Annotated in this window: 10 protein-coding genes; 2 read left to right on the top strand and 8 right to left on the bottom strand. The window is 65.6% G+C overall.

Annotation, left to right across the window (positions count from 1 at the left end):
- Positions 1-25: 25 nt before the first annotated feature.
- The 6 genes from ABWW33_RS20470 to ABWW33_RS20445 all read right to left on the bottom strand — a co-directional run bounded on the left by ABWW33_RS20470 (position 26) and on the right by ABWW33_RS20445 (position 7,821).
- Complete coding sequence (locus tag ABWW33_RS20470) at positions 26-844, bottom strand: alpha/beta hydrolase (protein WP_353403480.1); 819 nt, start codon at positions 842-844, stop codon at positions 26-28.
- Positions 845-889: 45 nt separating this feature from the next.
- Complete coding sequence (locus ABWW33_RS20465) at positions 890-2,023, bottom strand: efflux RND transporter permease subunit (protein ID WP_353403678.1); 1,134 nt, start codon at positions 2,021-2,023, stop codon at positions 890-892.
- A 414-nt stretch (positions 2,024-2,437) separates the two neighbouring features.
- Positions 2,438-3,748 (bottom strand): ATP-binding protein, encoded by a 1,311-nt coding sequence (locus ABWW33_RS20460; protein ID WP_353403479.1) that lies wholly within the window; start codon positions 3,746-3,748, stop codon positions 2,438-2,440.
- The gene (locus ABWW33_RS20455; protein ID WP_353403478.1) at positions 3,745-4,407 is read right to left on the bottom strand and encodes a response regulator; all 663 of its coding nucleotides are present in this window, start codon (positions 4,405-4,407) and stop codon (positions 3,745-3,747) included. The genes ABWW33_RS20460 and ABWW33_RS20455 overlap by 4 nt, the downstream gene beginning before the upstream one ends.
- Positions 4,408-4,488: 81 nt before the next feature.
- A complete protein-coding gene (locus ABWW33_RS20450) occupies positions 4,489-5,589 on the bottom strand; it encodes a metallophosphoesterase family protein (protein WP_353403477.1) in 1,101 nt (366 codons plus the stop codon).
- A 9-nt stretch (positions 5,590-5,598) separates the two neighbouring features.
- Positions 5,599-7,821 (bottom strand): TonB-dependent receptor, encoded by a 2,223-nt coding sequence (locus ABWW33_RS20445; RefSeq protein WP_353403475.1) that lies wholly within the window; start codon positions 7,819-7,821, stop codon positions 5,599-5,601.
- Positions 7,822-8,056: 235 nt separating this feature from the next.
- On the opposite strand from ABWW33_RS20445, the gene ABWW33_RS20440 reads away from it, so the two are divergent.
- Positions 8,057-9,193 carry an efflux RND transporter periplasmic adaptor subunit gene (locus ABWW33_RS20440; protein WP_353403474.1) on the top strand — a complete coding sequence of 379 codons (1,137 nt, stop codon included), beginning with the start codon at positions 8,057-8,059 and terminating at the stop codon, positions 9,191-9,193.
- Positions 9,190-12,270, top strand: a complete 3,081-nt coding sequence (locus tag ABWW33_RS20435) for an efflux RND transporter permease subunit (RefSeq protein ID WP_353403473.1) — start codon at positions 9,190-9,192, stop codon at positions 12,268-12,270. Before ABWW33_RS20440 ends, ABWW33_RS20435 begins: the two co-directional genes overlap by 4 nt.
- Here the strand turns inward: ABWW33_RS20435 and ABWW33_RS20430 are convergent.
- Complete coding sequence (locus ABWW33_RS20430) at positions 12,231-13,532, bottom strand: ATP-binding protein (protein ID WP_353403472.1); 1,302 nt, start codon at positions 13,530-13,532, stop codon at positions 12,231-12,233. The genes ABWW33_RS20435 and ABWW33_RS20430 overlap by 40 nt on opposite strands.
- Entirely contained in the window at positions 13,529-14,191 is a 663-nt protein-coding gene (locus ABWW33_RS20425; RefSeq protein ID WP_353403471.1) for a response regulator, read from the bottom strand. Before ABWW33_RS20425 ends, ABWW33_RS20430 begins: the two co-directional genes overlap by 4 nt.
- Between the last annotated feature and the right edge of the window lie 39 nt (positions 14,192-14,230).

Genomic DNA, 14,230 nt, shown 5'->3' with positions numbered 1-14,230 from the left:
TCCGAAATAACAGATTAAGGTCGGCTCAGCAGGACATGTTCGGCGGAAGGTGCTGGTTGAAGAACGCGACGGTTTCATCGGCAACGCGCTCCTTCTCGTTATCCAATGTGATGATGTGGTAGCTGTCGTGCAGAATGATCTTGCGCCGGCTCGGCGAGCTGATGCTGCGCTCGACCAGGTCGGCACTCTTGGTGCTGGCCACGTCGTCCTCCTCCGCATGGATGATCAACGCCGGCGCGCACACCTTGGACAGTTGGCCGCGCACCAGTTTGATGAGACGGTGGGCCTGGAAAATGCCTTCCGCGGACAGGCGCGAGGCGCCCGCCGCCGACGAATCGCTCACCTGCATTTCGCGGGCGATCCAGCGCCGCAGGTTTTCATTTTTCAGACCGTACGGATAGCGCTCCTGGTACGAATACCAATACCGCGCCGGCGTGTAGTAGGCCAGCGGCAGCAGGAAACGGTACTTGGGCAGGCTCCAGCCATCGTACGACAAGGTGGTGGCCAGCAGGCCGAGCGCGGCGATCTGGTCGCCGCGCTCGATGGCCAGGCGCAGCGCCAGCACGGCGCCGATGCACAGCCCCACCACCGAGACGCTGGCGTGGGTGTGCCTGAGTTGGTCGAACAGCCGCACGACTTCCTCATACCAGCGTTCGCTCCGCGTCGTGTCATAGGAATCCGCCTGGCCGGACGCGTAACCGTAGCCCGGTATCAGCGGAATAACCACGGAGTATCCTGCGCGTTGCAGGCGCTTGCCCACATACAGCATTTCCAGCGGGTTGCCCAGTAGTCCGTGCAGCGCAAGCGCGGCATGCGGACCGCCTGCCAATTCAATAGTCTTCATACCACCCTGTTCAAACAACGCTCTGTACCGGCAGCGCAATGGTTCTCAATCGTTGTCGCCACGATCGCTAAAATAAGGGAATGCCAGCGGCAGCAGCAGCAACGTGAAAAATGTCGCCGACACAATACCACCTACGATCACCACTGCAAATGGGCGTTGGGTTTCCGAACCGATCCCGTGCGACAAGGCGGCGGGCAGCAGGCCCAGCCCCGCCATCAGCGCCGTCATCAGGATCGGGCGAAGGCGTGCCAGCGCGCCCAGCACCGCACTCTGGCTCGGTGAGCCATTGCTGCGCGCGATCTCGACAATTTGCTCGACCATGATAACTCCGTTTTGCACGGAAATTCCAGCGACGGCGATAAACCCCACCGCCGCCGATACCGAAAAATGCAATCCTGCCAACGCCAGCCCGGCAATACCGCCGATCAGCACGAACGGTACGATGGCCAGCACCAGCATCGCGCGGCGCACCGAGCGGAAGGCCCAGAACAGCAGCGAGAAGATCAGCAGCACCGTGATCGGCACGATCACCGCCAGCCGCTTGACCGCGCGCTGCTGGTTTTCAAACTGCCCGCCCCAGGTGATGCTGTAACCGGGCGGCAGGCGGACCTGCTGCGCCACCAGTTGCTGCGCCTCGGCCACGAAGCTTCCCTGGTCGCGCCCCAGCAGGTTGGCCTTGACCGAAGCGTTGCGCGAGCCGCCCTCGTGGATGATGCGCGCCGCCCCCTGGCGCACCCCGATATGGGCGACCGCCCCCAGCGGCACCGTCCCCGCCCCGCCCGGCAACGGCACCGGCAACGCTGCGATGTCATCCACCGAGGCGCGATATTCCGGCTTGAGGCCAACGATGATGTCGAACCGGCGATCGCCTTCAAAGAAGGTGTTGACGGCATTGCCAGCCAGCGCTGCCTGCAGCGCAGTGTTGACGTCGGCACGTTGATGCCCAGCCGGGATGCGCTCGCGGTCGATCACGACGTAGAGCTCGCTTTGGCCACCGATGCGCACGGCCGCCAGGTCGGCCGCGCCCGGTATGCGGCCCAGCACGGCCGCGATCTGCTCGCTCTTCTGCGTTAGCACGTCCAGGTCGGGCCCTGCGATCTTGACGGCGATCTCCCCCTTGACGCCGGACAGCGCTTCCTCGACGTTGTCCTCGATCACCTGCGAGAAATTGGTCGGCACGCCGGTCAAGCGTCAAGCAGCACCGCCGGCAGTATGCCCTGTGTATTGCTGCGGACGTTAATCGCCACCTGCAAAACCTGCTCCGCATAAGCCCGCGCCTCAGTAAATTTGCGACCCTTCAGATAGCAGCTCGATGGGGAAGGCCTGACCCGCAGTGGATGTTTCTCTTAGCAGTGCGGGTCGGGTGGCAACGCAAACCTAAGGCTGAGGACGGGACAAAAATTAGCGAAAATCAACCTACCGGCGCGCCGGCGATGAACAGCAGCGAGTCGCCCGGAAGAAAGAGCAGGATCTCCACTCTGATGAAGATCACCATGAACAGCAGCGGGTAGACTCAGCCGCCATGCAGCGCCACCGACAGGTGCCCGTCGAGATTACCGGGCCATGCCACCAGTGGCGCCAGAAAGTCTTGCACTACTTGCCCTCTAAGTTAGATAACACCACGGTCACCATCAGGCCCGTGCCAGCCGGATTGGCGTCCAGCCGCACCAGCGCGCCATGGGCGTCGGCAACGCTCTTGACGATCGACATGCCCAAGCCGCAGCCCCAGACGGCATTGCCGTCCGGCCGGTAGAAGCGGTCGAACAGGCGCTCGCGCTCCTCGGCCGGCACGCCGGGGCCGTTGTCGACTACCCGCAGCCAGGGCCTGCCCTGCTCCAAGCCGGTGGCAACATCCACCTGGCCTCCCGGTTGCGTATAGCGCAGCGCGTTGTCGACCAAGTTGCTCAACAGGACAGCCATGCCTTCCAGCTGCACAGTGGCGCGCACCGCCAGCGCGTCGGCTGCGACGCCGAGATCGATGCGCCGGCTCTCGGCATAAATCGCGTGGTCGGCCACCACCTGCTGCGCCAGTCCAAGCAAGTCGCAATCGGTGCGCGGCGGGTCGCGCGGCTGTTCCTGACGGGCCAGCGTCAACAACTGTTGTACCAAATGGGTGGAGCGGTCCAGGCGTTCATGCAGCTTGCGGAAGGAAGTCTCGCGCGACTCATCGCTGCCAGCCCGCTCAGCCAGTTGCAGTTGGAGTTTCAAGGCGGTCAGCGGCGAGCGCAGTTCGTGTGCGGCGTCCGCCACGAAGGTGCGTTGCACCGACATGGCATGATCCACTTTTTGCAGCAGGCTGTTGAGCGCGAGGACGATGGGCCTGAGCTCCGGCGGCAGCCCTTCGTCATCCAGCGGCTGCAGCGCGCTGGGCGAGCGCCCGCGCACTGCCTGCGTCAGCCGCTGCAGCGGCCGCATCGAGCGTCCGACCACGATCCAGATCAGCAGCGCCATCACCGGCAGCAGCAACAGCAAGGGCGGCGCGATCCGCAGCGCCATGTGCGCGGCCACGCGCTGGCGTACGGCGATGGGCTGCGACACTTGGACCTGGTGATCCTGCCGCTGCTCCATGTAGATGCGCCAGCGCGCCCCTGCATAGGTCACGCTGCTGTAGCCTTGCTTCGCCGTGCGCGGCAGCGCCGATCCGGCCTCTGACGTGTAGACCAGCGTACCCTGTGCGTCCCACAGCTGCACCAGAAACTGATCGTCGGCATCCGGCTCGGGCGGCACCCGCAGGTTGGTGCCGAGCTGAAGCGGCAGCGCCCACGCCAGCTGGCGCAGACGCTGGTCCGATTGCTCGTCCGCTTCGTGATCCGCCAGCGAATACAGCAGCATGGCTGCGGCCAGCGTGCAGACTAGGGTCCCGAACAACAGGCCGATCAGCAGATGCGCGCGGATCGATTTCATGCGGCGATGGCCAGCTTGTAGCCGACGCCGCGCACGTTCTTGATGAATTCCGCGCCGAGCTTCTTGCGCAAATGATGGATGTAGACGTCGATGGCATTGCTTTCGATTTCCTCGCCCCAGCCGTAGATATGGTCTTCCAGTCGGGCCTTGGACACCACGCTGCCCGGCACCTCCAGCAAGGCCCGCAGCACGGCGAATTCGCGCGCCGACAGATGCAGCGGCAGATCGTTCAGGGTGGCCGAATGCGCCGCCATGTCGACCGACAGCGCGCCGTAGCTGACCAGCGCCTGCGTTTGCGGCCCTCGCCGGCGCAGCAGCGCGCGGATGCGCGCCATCAGTTCGTCGACGTCGAAGGGCTTGACCAGATAGTCGTCGGCGCCGCTGTCCAGTCCCTCGACCCGCTCCGCCGTGGCGTCGCGCGCCGTGACGATCAGCACCGGCCGCTCGCCGCCCTGCCCGCGATACTGACGCAGCAGCTGCATGCCGGGCTTCTTCGGCAGGCCGAGATCGAGCAGCATCAGGTCGTAGACATCCTGCCGCAGGGCCAGCGCCGCGCTGTCGCCGTCGCGCACCCAGTCGACCGCGTAGTTCTCGCCGCGCAGCGCTTCCTCCATGCTTTCGCCGATCATAGGATCGTCTTCAACCAACAGCAGCCGCATCGCCGCACTCCTTTAACCTCTCAAGCGATGCAGTGTAGACCCGGCTTCATTAACCGGGCATTAACGAGAACATCAACGCGTTCAGTATTCCACCGTCTTCAAGCGTTGGGTCTTGCCATAGTGATCATCGAAGCCATAAATATCAATGTGCACCCTGCCGCTGGCACGCACCTTCACCTGCGCCCAGGCATACATGCGGTCCTGCGGATTGGCGCTAGCGCCCGGCTTGGCCGTGAACGGTGACCCGCCCGAGCCGACGATCACCTGCCAGGCCTTGCCGCCGCTGGCCAGGGTGGGCTGCTGCGCGTTGAAGATGTGCTGGTGGCCGCTGAAATAGGCGGCCCCGTATTCCTCGACCACGGCCCAGAAGGCGCTGGCGTTGTCCGGGTAGATGTCCATGCCGTCCGGCTCCACGCCCGCCCTGTACAGATAGGTGTAGGCCGGCTTGTGGCCGAAAACGAAGAAGCGTTTGGCGCCGCGCGCCTTGGCTTGCCTGAAGTCCTCGGCCAGCCAGTGCGCCGGGCCGTGGCCATCGTTGCCCACAGGGTCGGTGGAAATGACAGCGAAGTGGCTGCCGCCGGCGTCGAAGGAATACGTCAGCTGCGCGAGGCTGGTGCGGTTGCCGTCCGGGCCGTCGACCGGCGGCGTGTTGTTCACGTCGTAGGCCGTGGCCTCGATGCCGGTGACGGCCTCCCAGCGCGCCGTATCCAGTATCAGGTCGCCCATGCTCTCGCGCCACAGGTTCTCGTTGTCCACGGTGGCGGTCTTGGTGGTCTTGCCGGCGGCGTCCTTGCCCTTGAACTGGATCTCGTGATTGCCGCTGACCGGCACCACGTAGGTGCCGTTTTCCATCAGGCCCGCCACCATGCCGCGCCAGTAGGCGTACTCGCGCGCGATCGCGGTCCGGTCGGCGGTGTAGCCCATGATCATGTCGCCGTTGAAGAACAGGGCCTTCGGCTTCGCCGCCTGGATCTCGCGCAGGATGCGCGACAGCGCCCTGGTGTTCTGCAGGTAGACTTTGTCCTGCGCGGTGGCCGCCGTCCCGGGGTCCTCGCGCGAGTCGCCGACGGTGGCAAAGGACATCACCACCGGATCGGGCTTGGCGGCGTGTGCTTGGCCGGCGCTGGCCAGCACCAACGCCAGTACAGCGGAGGCGCCCAGCCGTTGCAATGTAGTCGACATGCCGCCTCCTTAGAAGTCTGCGCTGGCCGAGAACGTGTAGCTGCGTTCCGGCACGAAGGTATACTGGTCGAACGCCACGCCCTTGCTGTTCGGCGAAATGGCGGTTGCATCCTGCTTGTTGAACAGGTTGTTCACGCCGAGCTGCAGCTTGACCGCCTTGACGAAGCCGCCGTTGACCTTCATACGGTAGCCGGCCGTGAAGTCGGTCACGGTGTAGGAAGCGACCTTGTAGGCGGACGGTTCACCGTCGCTGGCGTACTGGCTGCCAACGTTCTTGGCGATCAGCGAACCGAACATGCCGTGATCCTTGTACAGCACGCCCAGTGCGGCGGTCGACTTCGGCACCTTGGCGATCTGCAGGCCGGTGCTCTTGGATTCCGCGCGGTTGATGGAACCGTTGGCGTGCAGTGAGAAGCCGCTGCCCACATAGTAGGTGGCGGCACCTTCGATGCCCTTGTAGACCACGCCGCCCTGGTTATAGTAGACCAGGTCATTGCCGATGCCGGTGGAAGCGATCTTGTTGTTGAAGTCGATGTAGTAGATATCGCCGTCCAGCGTCAGGTTGGACGACTGGTGCACGGCGCCCAGTTGGTAGTTGGTCGAGGTCTGCGGCTTCGGCGTTCTGAGGTTCGGGTTATTCACGTAGAACATCGACAGGTCCGGCACCAGGAAGCCGCGCGCGGTCTGGGCGTAGGCGGACCAGTTGCCGTTGATGGCGTAGTTCGCGGTCAGGAACGGCAAGGTGGTGTCGTAGGTCTGGTCGGCCTTGGTCGGAATGCGCGTGCCCTGGTTGACAACGGCGTCCAGCGAGCGCTTGAAGTTGACGTATTTGACGCCCGGCGTCACCGTCCATTGCGGCGCCACCGCCCATTCGAATTCGACGAACGGCTGGTACTGCTTCCACGACGAGTTCTGTTCATACGACACGTTCTTCGGCGCGGTCGCCTCCTTCGGATTGGGCACGTTCAGCGTCCAGTCCAGATCGTACGTGTGGCGCTCGGTGTCCGAGTTTTCCAGCCACACGCCGGCGCGCAGCAGGCCCGCTTCCAGGCGCTTGGTCAGCTTGAAGATATCGCCGTTGACGCGGTAGGAATTGAGCTTGTTGTAGCCGGGGACGTTCTTATTGCCGGCGGCGCCGGACTTGGTGCCGTTGGCGGTGCCACCGCTGGCGTCCTGGCCGGAGAAGGTGTTGTTATCGTAGGCGTAGGTGTACAGCGTGTTGTCCAGCGCCCAGCCCTGGCCCAGGTTCGACTGCAGGCGGATGTATTCGAAGTCCGTGCGCTTGTCGTTGTAGTTGTAGCCGTAGTAGTTCTGGCTGGCGGGGTCCTTGTTCAGCGAATAGTTCTTGCCGTACAGCGCAACCTGGGCCAGCGTGACGCCCGCCTTGTCCGGCACGAAGCTGTGGATCTTGTTATAGGTCGAGAACAGCGTCAGCGTGGTGTCCTTCGCCAGCGGCACGGCAAGCTTGAACTGGTAGTTGTCTTCCTTGACGCCGCTGTAGGTCTGGTAGCCGTCGCTGGTCAGGCGCGAGGCGTTGAACATCATGCGCGCGTCGCCGAATTTTTCCAGGCGGCCGGAGTCAATCTCCGCGCCCCATACCTTGGTATTCCACGAACCGTAGGTTGCGTATGGCGAGAAGCGCATCTCCTCGGACAGCTCCTTGGAGAACAAGTTGATCGAGCCGCCGAAAGTGGCCTGGCCCAGATTGCTGGCATTGCCCGGGCCGCGCTCGATCACCATGCCGCCGATGATACGGGCCGGGAAGTAGGAGGTCGAGTGGTGGGTGGGATTGTTGGTGTCGCCGAACGGGATGCCGTCATAGGTGACGTTGTATTCGCCGTCCTGGAAGCCGCGCAGCGTGACCTTGGTCTCGCCCAGGCCCGGACCGTTGGCCGACAAGCCGGAACCGATGCTCGGCGCTATGCGCGCGACGGCGTTGAAGTCGGCCAGCGGTGTGACAGCCTGCTCGATGAAGGTAGCGGTGATGATCGACTGCGGCTGCGTCGCCTGCAGCGATGACTGCACCGGCGCGCGGTTAACGGCGTTGGAACCGGTGATCACCACGCGGCTTTTGATCGCCTCCGAATCCAGCGCCGTATTCGACAGCGGCACGTCGTCCAGCGCCGGCGGCGCGGCGGTTTGCGCGTGGGCGGCGCCGGACATCAGGGCCAGTGCCGCCAGGACGTGGGCCGACATCGCCGACAGGACCAGTTGCTGTTTTGGAGTCTTCATATTGTTTTCCAGTTTGCGGGGTGTAGAAATCGGCAAGTCTAGAAACCAAATATGACAGCATCATGAATCATTTTGATAATCTTTCACGGCTTCGCGGCAGGCGTGAGGCCCTGCTTTGAAGGGCAAAAATATGCAGCGCGCGCATCATAGCAGCCCGAGCATTAACGCTGAATTAAGACTTCATCATGAATGCTTTTAATGGGCGCTTAATGCTCCGTTACGTAGCATGCGAAGCATGCGAAAAATCCACCTCATCACCGTCATCATCATCGCCGCCGCCGGCCTGGCAGCCTACGGCCTGCGGGCCGTCGCCCCGCCTCCACCGGCAGCCAAGAAACCACCGCTGGTCGCCGTCACCGTCGCCCGGCAGCAGGATCTGCCGCTGGAACTGAGCGCGCAAGGCCACCTGGTCGCGCTGAACCAGGTCGACATCCGGCCACAGCTAACCGCCACCATCACGGCGGTCCACTTCAAGGAAGGCGACGAGGTCAAGGCCGGCCAGCTGCTGTTCACCCTCGACAGCGGGGACGCTACCGCCCAGCTGCAGCGCTTCGAGGCGCAGGCGGCGCAGATCCAGGCGCAGCTGGCCGACGCCAACCGCGACTACGGCCGCTCGTCGGAACTGGTCAAGTCCCACTTCATCACTTCCAGCGCGGTCGATACCGCCGCCAGCAAGGTCGATGCGCTCAAGGCCCAGATGAAAGCGGCGCGGGCTGACATCGACAGCGCGCGGCTGGTGGTGGCGCACACCCGCATCACCGCCCCGATCTCCGCGCGCACCGGCGCCGTGACGGTCCATCCCGGCAGCCTGGCGCAGACCACCGCCGCCGCGCCGCTGGTGACGTTGGCCCAGTTCGCGCCCATCGGCGTGGAATTCAACTTGCCGGAGCAGTACCTGCCCGCCATCCTGCGCGCCCGCGCGCAAGGCCCGGTACGGGTGCGGCTCGAAGGCGCCGACGGCGAGCAGGTCGCCGGCTCGCTCAGCTTCATCAACAACACCGTCAACAGCGACAGCGGCACCATCAGCCTGAAGGCTACCGTGCCGAACGAGCGCAGCACGCTATGGCCCGGCGCCTATGCGCGCATCACCGTGCTGGCCGGCGCCGACAAGAATGCCGTCGTGCTGCCGCCGCAGGCCGTGCTTGAGGGGCCGGGTGGCCGCTTCGTCTTCCTCGCGACGGAGGATGGCAAGGCCAGGCAGCAGGATGTGACGCTACTGCGCATCCAGGACGGCAAGGCCGTCGTTGCCGGACTGCCCGGCGGCAGCCGGGTGGTGATGGAAGGCGGCAGCAACCTGCGCAACGGTGACGCCATCCGCATCGCCGACACCGCTGCGGCCTCCGCTCCGGCCGATGCCAAGGCTGCGCCATGAACATCGCCCGCTTCTGCATGCAACGCCCCATCGCCACGCTGCTGGCGTGGCTGACTGTCATCGTCGGCGGTGTCGCCTGCTGGCTGCAGCTGCCGCTGGCCGCGCTGCCCAACTATGACACGCCGACCATCCAGGTGACGGCACGCCTGTCCGGCGGCAGCCCTGAAACGATGTCCACCTCGGTGGCGACACCACTGGAAAAGCAGTTCACCGCCATCCCCGGCCTGCTGGCGACCACCTCCAGCAGCATCCAGGGCCAGAGCCAGATCACGCTGGAATTCGACCCCTCGCGCAATATAGACGCCGCTGCCGGCGACGTGCAGGCGGCGCTGTACCGCGCCACCCGCTCGTTGCCGACCGAGATGACGACACCGCCGTCATACCGCAAGGTCAATCCGGCCGATGCCCCCATCCTGATGATAGGCCTCGATTCGCCGTCAATGAAGCTGGCCGACCTGAACGGCTATTCGGACAACCTGATCGTCCCTGCGCTGTCGACTCTGAGCGGCGTGGCGCAGGTGACGGTGGCCGGCCAGAAGCGCTACGCCGTGCGCATCGAGGTCGATCCCGACCGCCTGGCCGCGCTGGACCTGACGCTGGACGACGTCAGCACGGCGCTGAAGGCCGCCAATTCCAACGCGCCACTGGGCCAGCTGGACGGCCAGCGCCAGATGATGACGCTGAACCTGCCGCCGGGCCTGATGAAGGCCGCCGACTTCGCGCCGCTGGTGGTGGCCAACCGCAATGGCCGCAACATCCGCCTGTCCGACTTCGCCAGCGTCATCGATAGCATCGAGAACACGCAGAACACCAGCTCCATCAACGGCAAGAGAGCGATCCAGCTGTACGTGCAGCGGCAGCCGGGCGCCAACACGGTGGCCACCATCGACGCCATCCGCGCCATGATGCCGCGCCTGCAAAGCCAACTGCCGGCGTCGGTGCACATCCAGCTGCTCAACGACCGCTCGGTCTCGATCCGCAACGCCATCCACGACGTCAACCTGACGATGCTGCTGACCATAGCGCTGGTGGTGCTGGTGATCCTGCTGTTCCTGCGCCACCTGGCGGCCACGCTGATCCCCGCCATCAGCCTGCCGGTATCGCTGCTCGGCACCTTCGGCCTGATGTACGCGTTGGACCTGAGCCTGGACAATATCTCGCTGATGGGACTGACCATCGCCGTCGGCCTGGTGGTCGACGACGCCATCGTCGTCCTGGAAAACATCATGCGCCACATCGAGGAAGGCATGGATCCGCTGGCGGCGGCGATACGCGGCACCGGCGAAGTGGCGTTCACGGTGGTGTCGATCTCGGTGTCGCTGGTGGCGGTGTTTATCCCGATCTTCTTCATGCCCGGCACCATCGGCCTGCTGTTCCACGAATTCGCCATCGTCGTGGCGCTGTCCATCCTGGTGTCGGCGGCCGCCTCGCTGACGCTGATCCCGGTGCTGGTGCCGAAGTTCATCAAGACCGCCCAGCTGCACCAAGCACCGCCGGCCTGGAGCCGCGCCTTCGAGGCCGGCTTCGACGGCCTGCTGAAAGGCTACGGCCGCCTGCTGGAGCGCGCCATCGCGCACCGAACGCCGGTGCTGCTGGCGGCGCTGGGCACGTTCGCGCTCACCGCGTGGCTGTACACCAGCGCGCCGAAGGGCTTCTTCCCGCAGGAGGACACGGGGCAGATCAACGCCAACGTCGAAACGCCGCAGGACATGACCTACACCGCCCGGCTGGAGATCCTGAACCAGCTGCAGCGGGTGGTGATGGCCGATCCAGCCGTCAGCGACGTCGCCGCCAAGGTCGACCACGACACCACGTCGTTCTACATCACGCTGAAGGACGCGGCGCGGCGGCCGGCGATGGCCGACGTGCTGGCCCAGTTGCGCAAGGAAACCGCCTTCCTGCCGAATATCAAGGTGTTTTACAGCCCGGTGCAGAACCTGAAGGTCGGCGGCCGTTCGTCCAAGAGCACCTACCAGTACACGCTGCAGTCGGTCAGTCCCGGCGACCTGAATCTGTGGGCCGACAAGCTGATCGCGCAGCTGGCGCGCGGCGACGTGCTGGTCGGCTTGAACAGCGACGCTCAGTACAACGGCCTCGACGCCCGCCTGTCGGTGGACCGCGAGCAGGCCGCGACATTGGGTGTCGACATGGCCAGCGTGCGCAACACGCTGTACGCCGCCTTCGGCACGCGCCAGGTCTCGACCATCTACGCGCCGGAGGACAGCTACCAGGTCATCATGGAACTGGCCGACGAGTACCGCCGCGACGAAAGCAGCCTTGCCGCCATCAAGGTGCGCAATGCCGGCGGCGCGCTGGTGCCGCTGCGCTCCTTCACCCGCATCGACCGCGGGCGCGGCACGATGGCCGTCAACCACCAAGGCCAGCTGCCGGCGGTGACGATCTCGTTCGACCTGGCGCCCGGCAAATCGATGTCCGACGCCACGGCCGCCATCGCGGCGGCCCAGCGGGCCATCGGCCTGCCCTCCTCCATCTTCGGTTCCTACGCCGGCGCGGCGGCGCTGTTCCAGCAGTCGCAGAGCAGCCAGCTGTGGCTGATCGCGATCGCCGTTGCCGCCATCTACGTGATCCTGGGGATGCTGTATGAAAGCTGGATCCACCCGGTCACCATCCTGCTCGGCGTGCCGTCGGCGGCGGTAGGTGCGCTGCTGGCGCTGCGCCTGGCGGGGCTGGAGCTGAGCTTCATCGCCATGATCGGCATCCTGCTGCTGGTGGGCGTGGTGAAGAAGAACGCCATCATGATCATCGACTTCGCGCTGGAGGCGCAGCGCGGCGGCATGACACCGGTGGAGGCGGTGCGCCAGGCCTGCCTGCTGCGCTTCCGCCCCATCATGATGACGACGCTGTGCGCCATCATGGGTGCGCTGCCGATCGCGCTGGGGCTTGGCGCCGGCGCCGAACTCAGGCAGCCGCTGGGCATCGCCATCGTCGGCGGCCTGTTGTTCTCGCAGCTGATCACGCTGTTCATCACGCCGGTGCTGTTCCTGTGGTTCGACCGGCTGTCGCAGCCGGCACCGGTTCAGGGAAACAGCACCGTCACGCTCAGTCCCCTGCCATGATCCGCTTGCTCCAGCCGGATCTCGGCGCGGTGATGGTCGGCGATGTTGCGCACGATGGACAGTCCCAGCCCGCAGCCCCACACCTCGTTGCCGTCCGGCCGGAAGAAGCGGTCGAACAAGCGCTCGCGATGCCCCGGCGCCACGCCGGGACCGTTGTCGCGCACACGCAGCAGCGCGCGCCCGTCCTCCACCGTCGACTGCAGGTCGACGCGGCCGCCCCGCTGGGTGTAGCGCAGCGCGTTGTCGACCAGGTTGTTAAGCAGCACGCGCAGGCCGTCGCGGTCGGCCTGCACCACCACGCTGGCCGATACCTCGACGCCCAGGTCGATGTCGCGGCTGTCGGCCAACGCCGAATGGTCGGCCACGGCGGACACCAGCAGCTCGCCCAGGTCCACCGGCTGCAGCTGCGCCGCGCTCAACGCCGATTCGTGCCGCGCAAGGCTCAGCAGCTGCTGCACCAGGTGGCTGCCCCGGTCCAGCCGTTCATGCAGCTTTTCCAGCGCCTGGGCACGCGCCGCGTCGCTGTCGGCGCGTTCCACCAGCTGCAGCTGCAGCTTGAGCGCCGTCAGCGGCGAGCGCAGTTCGTGCGCGGCGTCCGCGACGAAGCTGCGCTGGGCCGCCATCGCCTGCCCGAACTTGCCCATCAGGGAATTCAATGCCAGCACCACCGGCCGCAGCTCGGGCGGCATGTGGCCGGGATCGAGCGGTTGCAGCGACGTCGGCGACTGGCCGCCGACACTGCGCGCCAGCCGGTCCAGCGGCCGCAGCGCGCGGCTGACCACCAGCAGCATCAGCGCGGCGAAGACGGCGGCAAACGCCAGCAACGGCATGCCGGCGCGCAGCGCCATGCGCCCGGCCAGCCCGTCGCGCGCCGACATCGGCTGCGCCACCTGCACGTAGCGGCCCGGGCGCGCCAAGCCATAGACGCGCCAGCGCATGCCGTTCAGCGCCACGTCCGCATAGCCGCTGACCGCATAGCGCGGCAGGCGGCCCAGTCCCGGCGACGAGATCAGGTGCTGCAGCGTGCCGTCGTTGTCCCAGCTTTGCAGCACGAACGCCTCTTCCGGATCGTTGGCGCCGGGATGCGCCAGGCTGGGCGTGAACTCGCTGGGCAGCGCCACCGCCAACTGGCGCAACTGCAGGTCCGCCAGCTCGTTGGTTTCCTTCAGCAGGGAGCGATACAGCATCGCGCCGGCGCCGGCCACGCAGGCCACGATGGCGCACAACAGGCCCACCAGCAGTTGCCGGCGTATGGTCCTCATAGCGCCGCCGGGATCTTGTACCCGACCCCGCGCACGTTCTTGATGAAGTCCGAACCGAACTTCTTGCGCAGATGATGCACGTACACGTCCACCGTATTGCTCTCGACCTCGGAGTTCCAGCCGTAGAGCTTTTCTTCGAGCTGGCTCTTGGAGACCACACTGCCGGGATTGTCGAGCAAGGCTCGCAGCACGGAAAACTCGCGCGCAGACAGCTTGACCGGCGCCCCTTCGAAGATGGCCTCGTGGCTGGCCAGATCCAGCGTCAGCGCGCCGTGCACGATGACGGAACGGGTACGCGCCACGCGGCGGCGCAGCAGTGCGCGAATACGCGCCAGCAGCTCGTCCAGGTCGAAGGGCTTGACCAGGTAGTCGTCGGCGCCGGCGTCCAGACCTTCCACGCGGGCCGGCGTGCCGTCGCGCGCGGTGATGATCAGCACCGGCAGGTCGTCGCCGCGCGCGCGCAGCGTGCGCAGCACGTCCATGCCTTGCTTGCGCGGCAGGCCCAGGTCGAGCAGCAGCAGGTCATAGCTGATCGTCGTCAGCGCCAGGTCCGCCGCCTGGCCGTCACGCACCCAGTCGACCGCGTAGCTCTCGCCGCGCAAGCCGTCCTCGATACTCTCGCCGATCATCGGATCGTCCTCCACCAGCAACAGGCGCACCTGGCCACCCTCCAAATAGGTAAAAACACTGCCATCTTA

This window comes from Duganella hordei, assembly GCF_040369125.1.
Classification (GTDB): domain Bacteria; phylum Pseudomonadota; class Gammaproteobacteria; order Burkholderiales; family Burkholderiaceae_D; genus Rugamonas; species Rugamonas hordei.
Note: the sequence above shows the minus strand (reverse complement) of the source record. Positions and strands in the feature narration are given on the sequence as shown.